Raw genomic sequence first — 20,032 nt, 5'->3', positions numbered from 1 at the left:
TGTGACTGCTAGATTTCCACTTCTTCCAAGTCTTTGACCACATGGACATTTTCAAAAACACTAGCAGCGTCTTTTTTGAGTTTGCTAATATCTTTTGAGAGAAAACGGGCACTGATATGGTTGAGCAAGAGGCGTTTGGCACCTGCTTCTACTGCAACTTGTGCAGCTTGCATGTTAGTAGAGTGGCCATGATTACGAGCAATTTTTTCATCACCCTTGCCATAAGTCGATTCATGGACAAGGACATCGGCATTGACAGCCAGACGCACACTAGCATTGGTTTTGCGGGTGTCACCAAGAATGGTAATAATCTTACCTGGACGTGGCGCTGAGATATAGTCTGCTGCCTTGATTTCAGTACCGTCTTCGAGAACTACGTCCTGACCGTTTTTGATTTTCCCAAAAAGTGGGCCAAATGGGACACCTGCCACCTTGAGTTTTTCAGCATCCAGCGTTCCTTCCAAATCCTTTTGTATGACACGGTAACCAACACAGAAAATAGTGTGATCCAATTCTTCCGCGTACACAGTGAATTTATCGGTCTCAAGGATTTTTCCTAGAGAATCTTGGTCAAACTCATGAAAATGAATGCGGTAAGGCAGGCGCGAACCTGACACACGAAGGCTGGTTAAGACAAAGGACTTAATCCCTTGCGGTCCATAGATTTCCAAATCTGTCTGCTCTTCATTGGCCTGAAAGGCACGGCTAGAAAGGAAACCTGGCAGACCAAAAATGTGGTCTCCATGCAAGTGAGTGATAAAGATTTTGCTGACCTTACGTGGTCTAATTGTGGTTTCCAGAATGCGATTTTGCGTACCTTCTCCACAGTCAAAGAGCCAGACTTCGTTAATCTCGTCCAAGAGTTTCAGGGCGAGACTAGAGACATTACGGGCTTTAGAGGGCTGACCAGCCCCCGTTCCTAAAAATTGAATATCCATTCGATACTTTCTAATTAATCAATATATAACATGGCTGTGCGGTTTTCCGATCGGAAATAGCGCTTGCCAGAAAAAGCAGTAGCTTCTTGTAATAACTCCTCTTGGCTGTAGCCTTTGAGACGCTTGCGACCATCAGCCAAGCTTTCCAAATCAGTCAAAGCTGTTAGACTCTCCATGCCAACAACTTCCTCATCTCCGACATCCTTCATATAAATCTTGCCAGACTCTTCAAAGACTAGTTGATGGGGGAAAATTTGCGCAATTTCAAAGAGCAAGTTTTCTGAAATAACCTCTTTATTTTCAGAGAAAATCCGACCAAGACCCTCACTCTCATAACAAAAACCAAAGGATTTGCCAGACAGGTTAAGGCGAATAAAAGGTTTGTTTTCGAGAGTGAAACTTGGCTCAACATTGTAAAGATTCAGTTCCTGACTGACTTCTGCAAAATAATCCGTCGCAGCCTCAGGACTCTTTTTCTGGTAGAGTTCTGCAAAGTAGGCATTGACCACACTAGGCGGAGGAGTAATGAGAGCCAACTGCTCCTGCTCTGTCTTGCCAGCTAGAAGTTGATCCAGATAGACCTTGTCCAGACTTGTATAGCCCCCATATTTTAGAGCCAACGTTTTAATATCAGTCATAAAATTCCTCTAACCTCCATTTATTTTTCTCGGAAATGTAGCCTGTAATGACTTCCCCATCATCTTGATAATCACGTTCTTCAAGAATCGCAACACTTTCTAAATCATGAATCTTGTAGGACTTAGAAAAAGGCACGCGCAGGGTAAATCTCTCAAAAATCTCCTTGATTTTCTCTAAAAATAGTGCCTGCAATTTCTCACGACTATCCTCAGACTTGGCAGAAATGAGGGCATAGGGCGTTTGGGTAGGCGTGAAATCCTCCACCAAATCCGCTTTATTATAAAGGGTCAGGCGAGGAATATCCTCCATATCCAAGTCTTTCATGATAGACAAGACTGTTTTTTCATGCTCTTCGTGGTAAGGATTGCTGGCATCGATAACATGAACCAGAAGGTCTACATGCTTGCTTTCTTCCAAGGTTGACTTGAAACTGGATACCAACTCTGTCGGCAAATCCTGGATAAAGCCCACGGTATCTGTCAAAGTTACTTGGAGATTGCCCCCCAAATGGATACTCTTAGTCGTCGCATCCAGAGTCGCAAAGAGCTCATCAGCCTCATACTGGGTTTTACTGGTCAAGGTGTTCATGATGGTTGATTTCCCAGCATTGGTATAACCAATCAAACCAATCTTAAAGGTGCTAGACTCCAGACGTTTTTCTCGAACTGTCGCCCGATTTTTCTCAACCACCTTGAGCTGGCGCTCGATATCCGTGATTTGGTTGCGAACGCTACGACGGTTCAGCTCCAACTGGCTTTCACCAGGTCCACGAGAACCAATTCCCCCTGCCTGACGGCTAAGCATAATTCCCTGACCAACCAAGCGAGGCAAGAGATACTTGAGCTGAGCCAAATGCACTTGGAGCTTCCCTTCATGGCTTCGAGCTCGCATGGCAAAGATATCCAAAATCAACTGCATACGGTCAATGACCTTAACACCCAGAACTTCCTCTAGATTGACATTTTGCCTTGGGGTCAGACGGTTGTTGACAATGACAGTAGTGATTTCTTCTGCATCCACCATAAGCGCAATTTCTTCTAACTTACCAGAGCCGACGAAGGTCTTGGAATCATACTTTTCACGTTTTTGTCTGTAGCTATCTACAACGACTGCCCCAGCTGTCTTAGCTAGACTGGCCAATTCTTCCATGGAGAGGTCAAAATTATCCATGCCCTGCAATTCCACACCTATGAGCAGGACTCGCTCCTCTTTTTTTTCCGTATCAATCATCTAAAAACTCCTCAATCTGGCTAAAAATACGCTCCTGCACACCAGACTCTCCGATCTGATAAAAGGTGACCTGCATGCGATTACGGAACCAGGTCAACTGACGCTTGGCAAAACGGCGGGTCGCCTGTTTGAGACTCTCACGAGCTTCCTCCAAGGTCTGCTCTCCACGGAAATATGGAAAGAGTTCCTTGTATCCAATCCCTTTAGCAGCCTGCACATCAGGGTAATGGTCAAAAAGCCACTTGGCCTCATCTAAAAGCCCAGCCTCAAACATCAAATCCACTCGATGATTGATTCGTTCATATAATTGACTGCGTTCATCATCCAAGCAGATAATCAATGGTTCATACAAGGTCTCTTGATTTTCCAAATCCTGACCAAAATGGGCAATTTCCAAGGCACGCATAGCACGACGACGATTAAACTGGGGAATCTCAAGACCTGCTTGCTCCACCAGATGAGCTAATTCCTCATCTGAATATGGCTCCAAACTAGCCCGATAGGCCAAAATCTCTTCATGGGGAGTCTCCCCCCCCAGGTGATAACCTTCTAGCAAGCTCTGGATATAAAGCCCAGTCCCACCAGCAATAATAGCTAGCTTGCCCCGACTATGAATATCCTCAATAGCCATCTTAGCTTCTGAAACAAAATCAAAAGCCGAGTAAGACTCGGTTACCTCTCTAACATCGATTAAATGATGAGGAACAGCTGCCTGCTCTTCTGGACTAGCCTTAGCCGTCCCAATATCAAGTCCTCGATAGACTTGCTGGCTATCTCCACTAACCACTTCGCCATTAAAACGCTTGGCCACTTCAATGGCTAGAGCCGTCTTTCCAACTGCAGTCGGTCCAACAATCACAATTATTTTTGTTTTCATCTTTTTTCCTTGAAAAATTCCCATTTTTTCGTTACTATTATTATAACACAAAAAGGTCAGTCAGAAAAATGTGACCTCTTGAGGAGGCTGGCTGATTGAGAATATAAAGGAGGAAGACTCATGGCTAAAGGATTCGCTAAAGGTCTTGTAACAGGTGTCGCAGGAACTGTCGCTGCCGTTGCAGGTGCAGTATACGCATTTAAAAAGAAAGTGATTGAACCAGAAGAGCAAAAAGCAGCTTTCATCGAAGAAAACCGTAAAAAAGCAGCTCGTCGCCGCGTATCACGTTAAGAAACAAAAGAAGTTGGGATTATTCTCAACTTCTTTTTTCTATTCTTTTAAATAGCTAGGTCAAACTTCAACTGTGGCTTGACAGGGTCATAATCCACCAACTCAAAATCTTCTGCTTTAATATCAAAGAAATTGGTCTTATCTGGCACATTTAAGACCAAACGAGGTTGGCAATCTGACGGCTCACGACGAAGCAATTCCTGAGCTTGTTCAAATTGATTGTCATAGATATGGAGGTTGTTGATAAAGTAAAAGAACTTCCCAACCTTCCAGCCAAAATGCTTGGCAATCATCATCTGCAAAGCCACATACTGCATAGCATTGATGTGGTGGGCCACCAGCATATCGTTAGAACGCTGGGTCAAGGTCGCATCCAGATAGATTTCTCCATCTACACGGCGGACATCAAACATGGTCTGAAAGGCGCACGGAAGAAGGCCGTCTGTCTCCTCAAAAGCTTGGTAATCCCAGAGAGAAATAATATTGCGGCGGTTCCAAGGGTTGGCTTCCAACTGTTTGAGAAGCCTATTGATGATATCGTGTTTCTTAACGACCGCCCCGTAACGCTCACCAATGGTTCCTGTATCTCCCACTTCCCAGTCATTCCAGTAGTGAACATTGTACTTGTCATTAAGCACTTCTAAGCTATTTGACTGGTCTTGGTAAATCCAGAGAACTTCTTTGATAGCGGATTTGATGGCAATGGGACGCAAAGTTGTGATGGGGAATTCCCCTTTAGATAAGTCATACTCGGAAAAGGCACCTGTTACATACTTGGAGTTAGCAACTGTCCCATCCTTGTACTTGGGACGGGCCTGCTCAGAAAAGACACCGTCTTTGAGGATTCGTTCAATATTCTCTTTAAAAATCGTATCTGCTTTTGTCATTTACTCTCACCTCATTTATTTCCTAACTAGTATAGCATAAAAAAGAAAAGAGGAACATTACTAACTCTAGGTTAGCATTTTTCCCCTTTTTCTATCTTATTGTAAAACAAGTGATGCTGCTCCGATAACCCCAGCATCATTTCCTAGAGTTGCAAGAGCCAATTTAGTGGATGTGCGTACTTGTGGGAAACTATTTTCATCATAGACTTTTTGAACACCTTGTAGAAGGAATTCTCCTGCAGCTGACACACCGCCACCGATGACGATTGTTGATGGGTTTAGGATTGAGCCAATGTTAGCACAAGCGATTCCCAAGTAACGTGAGAAGTTACGGTAAACAATCAAAGCAAGGTCGTCTCCTTCTTTTGCGAGATCAAAGACAGTCTTAGCAGTTACTTCTTCTCCGTTATCAATCAAACGTTTCAAGGCTGCATCGCCTTCGTATTCATCCGCATAGCGACGAGTCAAGTTGACAATTCCTGTTGCAGAAGCCACTGTCTCAAGACATCCTTTTTTACCACAAGTACATGCGATTGGTTGGTCAAAGTCAACAGTGATGTGGCCAAGCTCACCTGCTGCACCTGCAACACCGTGAAGCAATTTGCCTTCTGCAACGATACCGCCACCAACACCAGTACCGAGTGTCATAAAGACAACGTCTGGTTGGTTATCTCCAGCCCCCATCCAGCGCTCACCAAGAGCTGCCACGTTGGCATCATTATCAATGAAGAATGGAATACCCAAGGCTTTTTCAATTTTTTCTTTAATTGGTTGAAGGGTTTTCCAGTTCAAGTTGTAGGCACCAATAACAGTTCCTTTTTCGCGGTCAACCACACCTGGTGATCCCATCCCAATTCCTTGGAAGTCCGCTGCTGCCAATCCAAGCAAGTCCAAACGATGTTGAATAGACTCAATCATATCATCAACGATATGACTTCCCTCATCCAAGATGTTAGTCTTGATAGACCATTTTTCTTGGATTTCTCCTGTTGTTGTCAAGATTGCAAATTTGATAGAAGTTCCACCAAGGTCAATCCCAATAATCTTTTGACTCATCATATTCTCCTTTTTCATTGTATAGTAATTGAAAATGCTTACAGTTATAGTATAACAAAATTCATTTACTTATGCAAAGGTTTGCATTAACTTTCTGAATTTTATCTGATTTATGGTTTCCAGAGACCTGAGGCATCTACATAGTAGCGGCCTCCATCAACTCGCTCATTCTTAGCCATTTTACCATCTGATTTCAAATAGTAATTTCCTTGCCATGCATTGCGAGCATAAGAACCATCAGATTTCAAGTAATACCAGGCTTGATAAGAAGAGTCATAAACCCACTCACCTTGTGCCATTTTACCGTTTGACTTAAGGTAGTAAGCTCCTTGCCATGCATTCTTTGCATAAGATCCATCTGATTTCAAATAATACCAAGCTTGATAGGAAGAATCATAAATCCATTCGCTCTGTGCCATTTGACCATCTTCTTTCAGGTAATAGCTTCCCTGCCATGCATTTTTCACTGGATTGCCATTTCCATCAAAGTAATACCAAGTACCATCCTGCTTAACCCAGCCACTTGTTGTTGCTGAACTTGTATCAGTTTGAGTTGTAGCCTCTTGTTTTGCTTTAAAAGCACCCTTAGGAGCATTTTTCAATTCGCAAGCCACACCATCATGATCGCGGTCTAACTTGGCAGAATAACCAGGTTCTCCCTCGTGAATATCTGCGTATCCATTCGCCCAAGCTTCCTTACAGCTAGAAAAATGAATATTTTCCTCTGCTAACACAGGTTGTGAAAACAAGGCTAAAACTGGCAAGGTAGCCAGACTCATTTTTAAAAATAGACGTTTGTTCATTTCTTTCTCCTATAACGATGTTATCGATTTCACTATTATTTTATCAAACTTATTTCAGCAATTCAAGGAAACTTCTGGTTATTTCTGCAAACTCTTTTGGTTTAGCTCTATTCAGAACATGAGGACCATCAGGGATAATCTGGAACTGGGAATTTGGTATCAGTTCTTGAATACCTTTCATAGAACTAAGATTTGGCTTATCCTTACTACCACAAATTAACAAGCTTGGATAGGAACAATTCTTTGCAATCTCTCTTAAATCAAGTGTTTTTAATTCCTCAGAAACACCAACCAGAAGCGATTTATCTGCTCCCTGTTTCTCAAATATCCTTTTTGGGAGTAGTTTAAATACCAGTGTTTGAAAATAAAAAGGAATATTACCTGCTAGTTTCAATGGACAACCTGACAAAACCAAAGCCTGAAGGGTTGGTATATCAGAACTTGAAAGCTCCAATGCAAGGACAGCCCCTAAGGACAAACCGATTAGGACAAAAGGTTCTGTCTCCTTTGATAAGTGCTGATAAATGCGCTCCTTGGCTTGTTGATAGTTGCTAACTCCAGAAGGAAACAACTCGATAGCCTCAGAAGGATAATCTGTCAGTAGATTCTGAACTTCTTTCCAACTCTCCGCTGACTGGCCTAGTCCATGTAAAAATATCAGTTTCATCTAGTTCTCCTGTAAGATTAACTCATACAAGCCTCGCACTGCGTTACAGCCGTAAATAGCTTCAGCTTTATCTAAATCTGCCAAGGTCAAGACTTTCTCTTCTACCTGTCCTGTTTCCAGCAAATGCTGACGGTAAATTCCTGGTAAAATTCCCAGTCGAATAGGCGGTGTGTAGAGTTTTCCAGCGATTTTCAGAACCAAATCTCCAATAGAGGTTTCAAGTAGCTCTCCAGACTTATTGTGGTAAATCTTCTCTTGTTCCCCTAGGCTCAAATGCGGTCGGTGGCTTGTTTTAAAATAGGTAAAGGCTTGTTGCAAATTAGCTTCCTGCAGACAAAGTTTGGCCTGACAAAAGCTTGGACTAAGAGGTGTTAATACTTGACGATTGACTTCTATCTCTCCAGATTTGCTAATGCTGATTCGCAAGCGGTAATCTTGATTAGCATCACAAGTTTGACACTCTGCTTCAATCTTGTGTCTCAAGTCTTTTGAATCCAAAGGAAAAGCAAAATATCGACTAGCTTTGCTCAATCTTTCAAGATGTTGTTCTTCAAACAGAAAGTTCTTCTGGCTGATCTTTCCAGTAGTAATCAGCTGAAAACGAGCTTGTTTCCGATAGAGAACAGCAGCCTTTTGATGAACTTCACGGTATTCAGACTCCCAGGTGCTATCCCATGTAATGCCTCCACCCACTCCATATATGGCTTTCCCTTGATACAGTTGAATCGTCCGAATGGCCACATTAAAAATCCGTCGTCCATTTGGAAGCAAGAGACCAATCGTTCCACAGTAGACTCCACGCGGTTGTGGCTCCAAGTCCTTAATGATTTCCATAGTCGCAATTTTGGGAGCGCCCGTTATGGAACCGCAAGGAAAGAGAGAGCGAAAGATTGCAACAAGGTCCACATCCTCTCGCAACCGACTCTTGATGGTCGAAGTCATCTGCCAAACAGTTGAATACTGCTCTACCTGACACAGACGCTCCACGTACTCGCTCCCCACTTCAGAAATACGGTTCATATCATTGCGCAAGAGGTCCACAATCATCATATTTTCAGAGCGATTTTTAGGATCCTGCTCCAACCAACTGGCCTGCTCCAAGTCTTCTTGGTCAGTCATGCCACGCTGAGTCGTTCCCTTCATTGGTCGCGTTGTCAATTCACGGTCATTTTGCTCAAAAAAGAGCTCTGGACTCATGGAAATCACTGCCATATCGTCATGTTCCACATAGGCATTATAGCCCGCCTCCTGCTCTACTACCATACGATTGTAGATGGCAAAAGGATTGGCACTTAAGTCCTGCTTGAGTTGGACGGTGTAGTTGACCTGATAGGTGTCTCCCTGTCGCAAATGATGGTGAATCTGTGCAATGGCCTTTTCATAGTCCTCTGCAGGCGTTACTTCCTGCCAATTTGAAGGCAAATCAACCTCATCATAAGTCAAAGGAATAGGGGAGGTCTCTACCCTATCATGAACAGTAAAGTAAAGCAAGTACTCGCCCAGTAGAGGAGCCTTATGAACTGCTAATTTTTCCTCAAAAGCAGGTGCAGCCTCGTAGCTGACATAACCCACCACATAATAGCCTTGCTCTTGGTAGCTTTCCACTTGTGCCAGCAAGGCTGTTACTTCCGCTAAATCTCTCGTTTTTAACTCTTTGATAGGCTGGGTAAAGATGTATCGCTCCCCCAAAGCCCTAAAATCAATCACTGTTTTTCTATGCATATTTCAAGTATAGCATAAAAAGGCAGATCAAGAAAAACTTAATCTACCTTTTTACGACTTTATTCATCCCTATGCTTGTGGTGCAGTAAATAGATCACTAGAGAAACCGTCAGATTCTTTAAGTAATTGTTTGAAAACTTTTTCTTTTAATGAAACAGTATGTCTATATTTATTTTTAACTTTATTATCAGATAATTCATCTAAATCTTTTTGAACTGCTTTATTAAACAATTGTTTCAATCTCTCATAAGTTGTAATTTGTTCATTATCAATAGTTATAGGAACAAAGCCTTTAGATGTAGCCTTATTGTGAACTTCTTGGTACCAAGTGTTTTTCCATTCTTCAAGAGTATTAAATCTACCACCTGAAACTTTTTGAATAATCAATTTATCACTTAGTAAGCCTTTGTTTTCTCTGTTAGCTGTATCTTTGTATTTGTTTGAAGCGTATCCTAAGAATCCATCAAGATAACCGAAGTAGCCCCACATTCTAAATGTGTTATGTTTGAAAGATAACGCTCCAACAGCTCCATCACTTGTGTTTCCACCGTAGATTCCCGCCATCATATTAACTGTTACATAAGCAGAGTTTGGAGTAAAGTCTTCTGGTTTAAATACACCATTTCCTACACCGTGTTTAGTAGCAAAGTTATTGTTTACCAAGTCTGCTATAGTATTCAATTTAATTGCTTTTTCATTATCATTTAAATCTCTAACTAAATCCCATTGGTTAGGAGCGACTAAATTATTGTTATAGCTTCCTTTCTCACGCATTTTTCTGTCAACTTTTTTAAACCATTGACTGTTATCTGTTAAGTTTTTACTTAAAACAGCTTCGGCTTCAACATAATCTAATAACATCATTGCTTCATTATATCGTTTCATATAATCATCAATTTCTTGTCTATTTCTTAATTTATTAGGGTTATAATTATACCATTGTTTTCCATCGTTTTCTCTTTCGTAGGCCATATTAAGACCAAGAGCACCATATTCACCATTAGGATTAGAAACTGATGGAGATTGTAGCATTCCTTGAGCAAACGCTTCAACAAATGTCCCCTCTCTATGTCTCCATCCTCCAAGATAAACCATTTTATCATTAATATGTGTTGTCTCGTGAGTGAAAGCTGAGATACCAAAATCACTGATCATATCTGTAATCATATAGTAAACCGAGTCTTCTTTGTATGGATCTGTCCAAATCTTCGCCATCGCCCCCATATTCCAATTTGGTGGATAATATCTACCAGTAGGTCCAAATAACTCTCTTGAAGGAGCATAGTCAACTGAGCCATCTTTGTGTCCATATTTATCCAACCAACCATATCCTGGTGCATTCATATTATCCCAGACAGGTGATGGAACTACATTTTGACTTTTTAGTAATTGATTTCTTACTTTATCAGAAGCTAATCTACCCCAGAAATCTAAATAATTTTGTTGTGCTTTAGCTACTTTGTCAATTTCTTTCTTGAATTCATTTCTTGCTTCTTCTGTATTTTTGCCATATTTCTCAAAAGCACTATAAGCCATTGTATTATATGTTGAAATCAAGAATATATGTGCTTTTTTAAGATTTAACAATGGTAAAATCATTCTACTGTGGACATCATTATTTAATCCATCATAGGCTCTATGTTTTTTGTTTTTGAAATCTTCAATTGAAGTTTCTGGTTCAGCAATATAAACATTTTTCTTAGTTGCGTCTTTAAACCACTCATTAATATCTGTGAATTCTGTCAATAGATTCATATTATAATGTAAAAATCCATTTAATTCATCTATTCCAAGTGTACCACCAATAGTTTCACGATAAGCTTCTAAAGTTCTATCTCCTTTAACGTTTCTTTCACTTGAACCTATCTTAATTAAGAAATCTAAAAAGTTAACATTTTTACCGTAAAAATCAGGTTTGAATAACATAATTTCTTTAATATTCATATTACTAAAGTTAATTCCGTAATATCGATTTAAGTAAGCTAAACCTAACATTATTTTCTCTTTGTTGTTTTCTATTTTTTGAAGTAAAACATCTTCAGAAGGTGTACTATTATTTAATTGGAAATCGTAATTTAATAACATTTTGTTAACTAAGCTATCTAAATTATTTTTAACTTCTTCAAAGCTTTCTTCTAAGAATAAATCTTTAACATAGCCTTTTCGTCTTTCTGTTGTGTTTTCTTGTGGAGTTCTACGTTTTTCCATTAAATTATATATTCCGTCAGATTGTAATTCAACAGAGTTTAATTTTTCCTTAATTTTACTTGCTATAGAGGTTCTATCTTTTTCTATCATATTAGGAGTGTAAACAATGTCTTTTAATTCATTAATACTATACTCCTTAATTTGACTTACATTTGATTCTTTTGAAGAAACTGTAAAAATATCTTTTGTTTTATCTGAATAATGAACTAATATTTTGTTTGCTTCTGATAAGTCTGTAATAAACTCATTATCTCTCATTCCAATAACAGATATAACTTTTTTATTTAGTAAGTTTTCATTAGTTAATTTGTTTCCTTGGTTTACTATCCATTCTTTATTATAAAAAGGTTGTAATTTAGCAATATTTCTATATGCTTGTTCTCTTGTTTTATCATAATCTTGTGTTGTTTTATATTCATCATCTTTCGGTATATTATTATTTAATTTATCTACTAATAATGTTGGTGCTTCAAAATCTTTGGCTGTAATGTCAAAACTTTTCAATCGTTTGTCCGCTTCTTCTTTAGAGATTTCTTGAAGTTTGTTAGCATTTTTTCTTGTTACATTACCAGTCGCTTCACCAGCTACGCTAACAACTCTACTTAAATAAGGATAACCAAAGTCATCATCTTCAATGTCTCTTGACCCATATAGTTTTTCAGCATTATTTACTTTTACATAACTAATCACATCTTCCAAATATCCATACGGCCAGTTTTTAGTGATGACTCCACCTGTATCTACATTAGATTTCAAATTAATTGAACCTTTTGCTACAGCCTTTTTAATGTGTCCATTAGCTCTCACATCCATTGGATCCATTCCTCTGTCTAATGTGGAAACTAAAGCTGAACCTCTGGCTTTTTCTCCTGTAATCTCTACATCTGTATAAACCTTTTCAATATTTGCTTTTTTTTGATTATTAACTAATCCAGATATACTCCAACCTTTTTTACCCTCTGTATGTAGTTTTCCTATAACAGCAACATTTTTCATTCTACTTCTATCTTTTAAATTGTTGACAACACCAGCTACATCATTACTACCTACAATACTTCCAGTAATCTTAATGTTTTCAATTGTTGTATTTGTTGCATCTTTACCTAATGTTGCTATTTGTTCTGTGTCTGGTTTGTTTATATTTACATTAGAAAAAATCAAATCTTTTATTGTAGCATTTTCCATTTCATTAAATAATGGATTAGCTAAGTTATGTATAGCGAACTTGTTTCCATCAGTACTCGTTAAAGTTCCTTTGAATTTTTTTGTTATATAAGATTTCCCTTTTGGTTTAACATTAGTAGCATTTAAGCTTTGTCCGATTTTATATTCTCCTTCTGGATTATTTTGAATAGCTTCAACTAATTCTCCAAAGTCATAGTATACATTGTTTTCTTTTTGTTTCGGTTTTGCTATATAGTAAGTATATTCATTTTTGATTTGTTCTTCTTTATTATGTTGAATTAAATCAGTTGCTTCTGCAGTAATCTTATAAAAGTTTTCTCCATTTACTGTTTCTTCTATAATAGATTTTACTGCTAATCTATTTGTCTTATTATCATTTGTTGTAATTTTTAAATAATAATTACTTTTATCTGTAGGAATTGTTGTAAAATTAGTATCATCTATTTCTTCTTTGTTTTCATTAACTTGTATTAGTTTCGTAGACTTAATATCTTTAATCTCAATTTTCTTAAGGTCAATTCTTAAAGATTCTTCATTCAGAACTTCTTCCTCATCACCCTCACCACGGTCATAAACCATCTTCGTTTCAAGTTTATAATCCTTGTAGTACTGCAAATCTATCAGGGTAGTTGTCAAGTCGTCTGGTGAAACATTCAAGGTTTTGACAATCTCATCACCTTTTTTCAGAGTTAGGGTAATAGATTTAATGGCTGCCTTACTTGGATTTTCTAGACTATACTTAACATCTGAGGTACGCTTCAAATCCTTAGATTCAATTGCTGTGATGGTCAATACTGGTTTTTCAAAGCTCTTGGTACCACGTTTCAAAATTTTGTCTTGAGGTTCCTCAAGGATTTCCTCTGTAACTTTTGGAGCGTCTTCTGTTTTAACTCCCTTAATGGTATTAAAGGTCTTGGTGATTTTTTTCTGGCCTTCTTTTCCTTCTTGAGCTACAACTTCTAAGCCTTTTTTCAGTTGGTCATCTTCTTTAACAACTTCCTTAAATGGAATCTTTTCAAGACTTTCTTCTACAAGAGTCCCTTCAATTGGTTTCGTACCACGGCTTACCTGTTGATTTACAGGCTCCTTGGTCACTTCCGTACTGGCTGAAAGAACTTGGTCAGTTTTGACACCTTCTACCGTTTTATAGGTTGTTTTTGTAACTTGACTTCCTTTTTCACCATTTCGTAGGACAGTTTCTTCATCTGTATACTTAGTTGGATCATCAGTCGTTTCAGTTTTATAGTCAAGTTCTGTAGTTGATTCTTCAACAAGTGTTCCTTCGGTCACTTTATACTCAGGTAATTGTTCTTGAGCAAGAGCCTCACCCACGTGACCTTCTTCTTGCGTCCCCTTAGCTGTTTTGGTCTCCTCTTTTGGTTCTACAGTTTCTTCAGCCTTGGTCTCTGGAGAGACTTCTACTAGTTTCGGTGTTTCTTCCGCAGTCTTCTCTTCTTTAGAAGCTTCTGGTTGCTTTTCTGGAGAGACTGGTGCCTTTTCGCCTTCACTTGGCGCGACTGGTTCACCTGCTTGTTCAACTTTTGGTTCCTCAGCTGGTTCCGTTTGTTTTTCTACAGCAGGCGTTTCAACTTTTGGTTCTTCAACAGGTTGATTAGCAGCCTCATCTTTTGTTTCTACTACTTCTAGCTGTGCATCTTCTTGTTTCGGTGTCTCTTCCGCTCCCCTATCTTCTTTAGGATCTTCTTGTTGTGATGATTCTTTTGGTATCCTTGGTTGCTCCGGTTGTGTAGGTTGCACGGGTTGTTCTGGGACTTTTGGTTGTTCTACTGGTGGTTCAACTTTTGATTCCTCAGCTGGTTTGTCTGATGGTTGACTTTCCGGTTTGACTGGTGTTTGTTCATCTGTTTTTGAATCAACTACTCCACTTACTTCTTCAACTGGAGCTAGTTCTGCTGAAGCTTCTTTTTCATCTTTTCCTTTAGGGAGGGGTTCGTCAGTAGGTTTCACCTCCGATTTTGGTTCTCCCTTTGGACTTTCTTCTGTTTTAGGTGCTTCTTCTTTTGGAGCTTCCTCTGTCTCTACTGCTTGGTTTTCTGGCTTAGCTTGCTCCTGATTTATTGTTACTTGGGGATTCTCAACTTCGATTACAGTCACCTCTCCAGGTTTAGCTGAGGCTTCTTCTAAAACAGTGTCCAAGCCAAGCGTTTTGAGGATGTCACCTGATAGATAACCAACATAGCGATAGCCCTCCATTTCAACAACACCCTCTCGACTAGCCGGTGCTAGGGTCGCAACTGGGTCTACAGCCCCTGCACTAGGAAGAACTACCAATCCCATAGCTCCAACTAGAAAGACGCTGGCAATTTTCTTTCTCTTGTAGATTAAAAGCAAGCTCCCAACAGTCAGCAAACCAAAAGCTGTCAAAACAGATGCTTCTGTCCCTGTTTGTGGCAGCTGGTCTTTTTGATACACCAAACCATAGACAACTTCATTCCCATCAGGCTTTCCTGTCTGGATTAAATCCTTAGCTTCTTGTGAAATAACTTCTTTATCTACATAGTGATAGGTGGCTGCGTCCACTACAGAAGGAGCCATCAAAAGGCTTCCAAGAAATACAGAACCTACAACTCCCTTAATCTTACGAATTGAAAAACGGTCTTTTTTAAACACTTTCATCTCCTTTATTCATTCTCACGACTTTCTAATAGAGTCTTGCGGATAGTGCGCACGCGCACCTCCAATTAATTTTGGACGGCTAGCAAGAGCCGTTACGTGGGCATGGCCAATCTCTCTCAAAAGAGGGCGAATCGGAACCTGAACATGCTTAACATGCATGCCAATTGCAGTGTCTCCGATATCCAATCCAGCATGAGCCTTGATAAATTCAACCTCAACTGGATCCTGCATAAACTTGAAGGCTGCTAACTGCCCCGAACCTCCTGCATGAAGTGTAGGAAGGACATTGACAATTTCCAGACCAAACTGCTCTGCCACCTGACGTTCAACAACGAGGGCACGATTGACATGCTCACAGCCTTGAACGGCTAAATGGATACCTCTACTACCTAGAATACCCAAGACAGTCTCCACTATCAGCTCACCAATCTTTTGACTGGATTCTTTCCCAATCTGACCACCTATCACCTCACTAGAAGATAGACCTAAAACAAAAAGGGCCCCCTGCTTCAAATTGGTCTTTTCTAAAACATCTTCTACTATCTGACGTGTTTCTCTTTGAATCTGTGTCTCGTTCATCTCTGTCACCTCTTTTGTCACCCTTCTATCATACCGTTTTTTCTTGTTTTTAGCAAGATAGACAACCTAGAAAGCTTGCCCAATTACGCATAAAACTCCCAGAATTGACTGGGAGTTAGCTAGTTTCTATTCCATTTATGTATATTTTAACTGTCGTCCCTTTTTGGGGCCTAGAATCAATCTTCATCTGGTAATTGTCTCCAAAATGAAGTTTGAGTCGCTGATCAACATTTTGCAGACCAACTCCTCCACGATTGAGTTGACTTTGACTACTATCACCAGCAGCTTGGAAACCAACGCCATCATCCTCAATACGGATAACCAACCCTGAATCCTGTTTCTGGACAGAGACTTTAATATGTCCCTGACCTTCCTTCTCCTTGATGCCATGGTAAAGAGCATTTTCCACCAGAGGTTGCAAAACCAGCTTGGGCAAGACTAGATGATCAAAGGCAGGATTTTCAGTAATTTCGTATTCCAGCTTATCTCCATAGCGTTGTTTCTGGATAAAGAGATACTGGCGGACATGATTGATTTCATCAGACAGGCAAATCAAGTCCTTGCCTTGATTGAGTGCCAAGCGAAAATAGGTCGCCAAAGACTTGGTCACCTGCACCACTCGCTGACTATCTTGAAATTCAGCCATCCAGATGATGGTGTCCAAGGTGTTATAGAGGAAATGTGGGTTAATCTGGCTGGACAGTGCTTGAAGTTGGTACTGACGGGTCGTTTCTTCCTGCCTGCGCACATCTGCCATCAGCTGATCAATCTGATCCAACATGGTATTAAATTGGCGAGTCACTTCTCTCAGTTCATGGGCACCAGTTTCCTTGGCACGAAGATTCTGAGCACCAGAGGCAATCTCCAGCATGGTATCTCTCAAATCCTTCAAAGGAGCAATCCAGCGCTTGAGACTGAACCACACCAAGCAGAGACAAGCAAGAAGAGATGTGACACTAGCCCCAAGCAAGGTCCACAAGAGCTGACTCCGAACCTGGTCTAACTTCTCCAGCGAAGACACGCCAAGGACCGTCCAATCTGTTCCTGCAATCTGTTCCTGACTGACGTAGGATTTGTGGCCAGGAGTATAGCCCTGACCCGTCTCGATGTAAGGTTTCATGGCCTCCATTTCGCTAGCTGAGCTATAAACTGTATGTTGAGGATGGTAAACAAATTCATGTTTTTCATTGATAATAAAGGCAAATCCCTGCTGCCCCAACTGAAGTTGGTTGAGATAGGCTTCCAGAGTTTCGTAGGAAATATCCAAACGAAGCACGCCCAGATTGGCTCCCTTTGCATCAACAAGTTCTTGAGTGACAGAAATGACCCACTGACTATCTGATTTACGAGCTGGAGTCAAAACGGGCATGGCTCCCTGATGAATGGCCTTTTGGTACCAATCCTCAGCCATCATATCAGAGGAAGTTTTCATCTGTAAACTGTCATCTGTAGAAATGACCTGACCGGATTTGGTCACCAGCACAACAGTTTTCAAGTCCCGGTCTGCCTTTAAGATGGTCAAAAACAGATTTCGAATTCCCTTGACCTTGTCTTGACTGGGATTCTCAGCATAGGCTAGGACATCCGTCTGCTGGGTCAAACTAGTCGAGGTGGTTTCTAATTTTTTGATATAAGACTGGATAAAGTGGCTAGTTTGGCTGATAGTCGTCTGGCTATTGCCCTCAATGGTAGCTTCAATGGCTGATGAACTAGATTGATAATAGAAAGTCCCAGCCAGAGCTAGGAGAACGAGAAAGACCAGAAAGATGGAAATAACCATTCTGACTAGGAGAGAAGAACGCTTCATCGACCTTCCCCCTTCTTAAACTGACGAGGTGTCACACCTGCAATCTGCTTAAAGCGTTGGGTAAAATAGTTCATATCTTCAAAACCAACCTTTTCTGCAATCTCATAAATCTTTAAATCTGTGGTCAGAAGCAAAAGCTTGGCTTGTTTGACACGTTCTCTCACCAGATAATCCTGAAAAGGTAGTCCCAACTCTTTCTTAATCAAGGAACTCAGATAAGTCGGACTAAAGCCCAAGTCACTGGCCAAAGACTTTAAACTAAACTGGCTATCAGCCAGATGGGACTGGATTTTCTGAGCCATATTTCCCTCAAACTTATCAGTCAATAAATCTTGTAACTGCTCTTCCTTTTCTTCTTTACCCAACTTTTGCTTGATTTTCCCCAACATTTCCTCAATATCCTGACGAGAAAAGGGCTTGAGCAGGTAGTCGTCCACGCCTAGTTTGACAGCAGACAAGGCATAATCAAAATCATCGTAGCCTGTTAAAAAAACTAGATGCACCTGAGGATAGGTTTCTCGAACCAGACTGGCCAACTGGATGCCATTCAGCTGAGGCATATTGATATCGGTTAAAACAATGTCTGGCACCTGCTTTTGAATCAATTCCCAAGCCTGCCTTCCATTTTCAGCCTGACCGATGATTTCCATATCGTAGGCTGCTACATTAACCAGCTTGGTCAAGCCTTGTCTTACCAGATATTCATCTTCTACGATTAAGATTGTGTAGGTCATGCTTCTCTCCTTTGTCACTTACTAGTATCAGTATAGCAAAATTCTCCTCTAACTGCTTAGGAAAGCCTTCTTAATCGACATAATCTAGTAAATAAGCATAGCCTTTTTCTTCCATTTGATCTTTAGGAATAAAGCGGATGGAAAGACTATTGATACAGTAGCGCAAGCCGCCCTTGTCCTGTGGCCCATCCGTAAAGACATGGCCAAGGTGAGAATCTCCAACTCGGCTCCGCACTTCCATACGCGTCATATTGTAGGACTTATCTTCCTTGTAGGTAGCAACATCTGGACTGATGGGTTGGGTAAAACTAGGCCAACCGCAACCAGACTCAAACTTGTCCTTTGATGAAAAGAGGGGTTCGCCAGTTGCTACATCCACATAGATACCAGATTCAAATTTATCCCAGTAACGGTTTGAGAAAGCCCGTTCTGTTTGATTTTTCTGGGTAACTGCATACTCCTCAGGTGACAAGGTCTTTTTCAATTCATCATCACTTGGTTTTGGGTATTTGCTGGCATCGATGACAGGGTAGGCAGCCTGATTGACATTGATGTGGCAGTAGCCATTTGGATTTTTCTTGAGATAGTCTTGGTGGTAATCCTCAGCCACCACGAAATTCTGCAAGACCTCCTTTTCAACTGCTAGAGGTTGATCGTATTTCTTAGCCACCTCATCAAAGACTTGGTTGATTACCTCCAAATCCTTGTCATCTGTGTAATAAACACCGGTACGGTACTGGGTCCCTACGTCATTTCCTTGTTTATTTTTGCTGGTTGGATTGATAATGCGGAAGTAATGAAGCAAGATTTCCTTGAGGGAAATTTGATTGGCATCATAGGTAACATGGACGGTTTCCGCATGTCCTGTTTGGTTGATCAATTCGTACTTGGTTGTTTCCCCTCTACCATTTGCATAGCCTGATACGGCATCTGTCACTCCGGGAACGCGGGAGAAGTATTCCTCCACTCCCCAGAAACAACCTCCAGCTAGATAAATTTCGTGCAAGTCTGCGTCTTTACTAATTTCTGTTTTTTTCACTGTTTTTCCTCCTTGGCTGACTGCCGCTTTCTCAATTTGCGAGGCATCTGTCTGCCCTGCATTTCGCATCAATAGAAAATAGAAACCGGTTATGGCTAGGAAAAATACTCCTAGCAACAAGATGATTTTTAGCTTATCATTCATAGGACACCTCCTAGGCTAATTCCTTCAAAGTTTGCAAAATCGCATCTTTTTCCATAAAACCTGGTTGGGTTTTGACCAATTTTCCTTCACCATCTATAAAGGCTTGAGTTGGGTAGGAACGAACGCCATAAGTTTCCAAAAGTTTGCCTGATGGGTCAACTAGGACTGGGAAATTTTTATAATCCAATCCCTTATACCAGTTCTTAAAGTCCGTTTCAGATTGCTCTCCCTTATGTCCTGGTGATACTACTGTCAAGACCACATAATCATCACCAGCATCCTTAGCGATTTCATCCGTGTCTGGAAGACTAGCCAGACAGATGGAGCACCAAGACGCCCAGAATTTGAGATAGACTTTCTTTCCCTTGTAATCAGACAAGCGGTAGGTCTTGCCATCTACTCCAGTTAGCTCAAAATCAGCCACTTCTTTCCCTTTAGCCGTGCTTGTTTTACTAGCTGTCTGCTCCATCTTCATCTCATCTTTCATTTGGTGTTCACTGGTCATGGACTTGCCTGAACAAGCCGTCAAACAAAGGAGCGAACCTGCTCCAAGAACACATGTTTGCCATTTTTTCATACTGATATTCCT

Annotated in this window: 15 protein-coding genes and 1 pseudogene; 1 reads left to right on the top strand and 15 read right to left on the bottom strand. The window is 40.6% G+C overall.

Going from position 1 to position 20,032, the window contains the following annotated elements; all coding sequences use genetic code 11:
• Positions 1 to 8: 8 nt before the first annotated feature.
• From rnz to miaA, 4 genes are read right to left on the bottom strand one after another with little or no spacing between them, the layout of a single operon-like run.
• Positions 9 to 938 (bottom strand): ribonuclease Z, encoded by a 930-nt coding sequence (gene rnz, locus DSY56_RS00160; protein WP_112443444.1) that lies wholly within the window; start codon positions 936 to 938, stop codon positions 9 to 11.
• 14 nt (positions 939 to 952) lie between these two features.
• Complete coding sequence (locus DSY56_RS00155; RefSeq protein ID WP_112443443.1) at positions 953 to 1,576, bottom strand: cystathionine beta-lyase; 624 nt, start codon at positions 1,574 to 1,576, stop codon at positions 953 to 955.
• Positions 1,569 to 2,807, bottom strand: coding sequence for a GTPase HflX (hflX, locus tag DSY56_RS00150; protein WP_112443442.1), 1,239 nt, complete (start codon positions 2,805 to 2,807; stop codon positions 1,569 to 1,571). The genes DSY56_RS00155 and hflX overlap by 8 nt, the downstream gene beginning before the upstream one ends.
• On the bottom strand, positions 2,800 to 3,684 hold the full coding sequence (miaA, locus tag DSY56_RS00145; protein ID WP_112443441.1) for a tRNA (adenosine(37)-N6)-dimethylallyltransferase MiaA: 885 nt from the start codon (positions 3,682 to 3,684) through the stop codon (positions 2,800 to 2,802). The genes hflX and miaA overlap by 8 nt, the downstream gene beginning before the upstream one ends.
• Positions 3,685 to 3,804: 120 nt before the next feature.
• Between miaA and DSY56_RS00140 the strand changes: the two genes are divergently transcribed.
• Positions 3,805 to 3,975: a DUF3042 family protein gene (locus DSY56_RS00140; protein WP_001051780.1), complete on the top strand. Its 171-nt coding sequence runs from the start codon at positions 3,805 to 3,807 to the stop codon at positions 3,973 to 3,975.
• A 47-nt stretch (positions 3,976 to 4,022) separates the two neighbouring features.
• Here the strand turns inward: DSY56_RS00140 and DSY56_RS00135 are convergent, their stop codons facing one another.
• From DSY56_RS00135 to DSY56_RS00085, 11 genes and pseudogenes are all read right to left on the bottom strand, one after another.
• Positions 4,023 to 4,862, bottom strand: a complete 840-nt coding sequence (locus tag DSY56_RS00135; protein WP_112443440.1) for a thymidylate synthase — start codon at positions 4,860 to 4,862, stop codon at positions 4,023 to 4,025.
• 96 nt (positions 4,863 to 4,958) lie between these two features.
• Entirely contained in the window at positions 4,959 to 5,918 is a 960-nt protein-coding gene (locus tag DSY56_RS00130; protein WP_112443439.1) for an ROK family glucokinase, read from the bottom strand.
• A gap of 116 nt (positions 5,919 to 6,034) precedes the next feature.
• Positions 6,035 to 6,721 (bottom strand): annotated as a pseudogene (locus DSY56_RS12625) (excalibur calcium-binding domain-containing protein); the annotation flags it as partial.
• Positions 6,722 to 6,770: 49 nt separating this feature from the next.
• Positions 6,771 to 7,388, bottom strand: coding sequence for an alpha/beta fold hydrolase (locus DSY56_RS00120; protein WP_112443437.1), 618 nt, complete (start codon positions 7,386 to 7,388; stop codon positions 6,771 to 6,773).
• Entirely contained in the window at positions 7,389 to 9,110 is a 1,722-nt protein-coding gene (pabB, locus tag DSY56_RS00115; RefSeq protein ID WP_112443436.1) for an aminodeoxychorismate synthase component I, read from the bottom strand.
• 69 nt (positions 9,111 to 9,179) lie between these two features.
• Complete coding sequence (locus DSY56_RS00110; protein ID WP_112443435.1) at positions 9,180 to 15,134, bottom strand: ZmpA/ZmpB/ZmpC family metallo-endopeptidase; 5,955 nt, start codon at positions 15,132 to 15,134, stop codon at positions 9,180 to 9,182.
• A 21-nt stretch (positions 15,135 to 15,155) separates the two neighbouring features.
• Positions 15,156 to 15,719, bottom strand: a complete 564-nt coding sequence (locus tag DSY56_RS00105; RefSeq protein ID WP_200832305.1) for a TIGR01440 family protein — start codon at positions 15,717 to 15,719, stop codon at positions 15,156 to 15,158.
• A gap of 115 nt (positions 15,720 to 15,834) precedes the next feature.
• Positions 15,835 to 17,526 carry a cache domain-containing sensor histidine kinase gene (locus DSY56_RS00100; RefSeq protein WP_112443433.1) on the bottom strand — a complete coding sequence of 564 codons (1,692 nt, stop codon included), beginning with the start codon at positions 17,524 to 17,526 and terminating at the stop codon, positions 15,835 to 15,837.
• Positions 17,523 to 18,260 carry a response regulator transcription factor gene (locus tag DSY56_RS00095; protein WP_112443432.1) on the bottom strand — a complete coding sequence of 246 codons (738 nt, stop codon included), beginning with the start codon at positions 18,258 to 18,260 and terminating at the stop codon, positions 17,523 to 17,525. The genes DSY56_RS00100 and DSY56_RS00095 overlap by 4 nt, the downstream gene beginning before the upstream one ends.
• A gap of 70 nt (positions 18,261 to 18,330) precedes the next feature.
• Complete coding sequence (gene msrB, locus DSY56_RS00090) at positions 18,331 to 19,443, bottom strand: peptide-methionine (R)-S-oxide reductase MsrB (protein ID WP_112443431.1); 1,113 nt, start codon at positions 19,441 to 19,443, stop codon at positions 18,331 to 18,333.
• A 10-nt stretch (positions 19,444 to 19,453) separates the two neighbouring features.
• A complete protein-coding gene (locus DSY56_RS00085; protein ID WP_050105147.1) occupies positions 19,454 to 20,020 on the bottom strand; it encodes a TlpA family protein disulfide reductase in 567 nt (188 codons plus the stop codon).
• Positions 20,021 to 20,032: the final 12 nt, after the last annotated feature.

This window comes from Streptococcus sp. 596553, from assembly GCF_900411395.1.
GTDB classification, from domain to species: domain Bacteria; phylum Bacillota; class Bacilli; order Lactobacillales; family Streptococcaceae; genus Streptococcus; species Streptococcus mitis_BA.
Note: the sequence above shows the minus strand (reverse complement) of the source record. Positions and strands in the feature narration are given on the sequence as shown.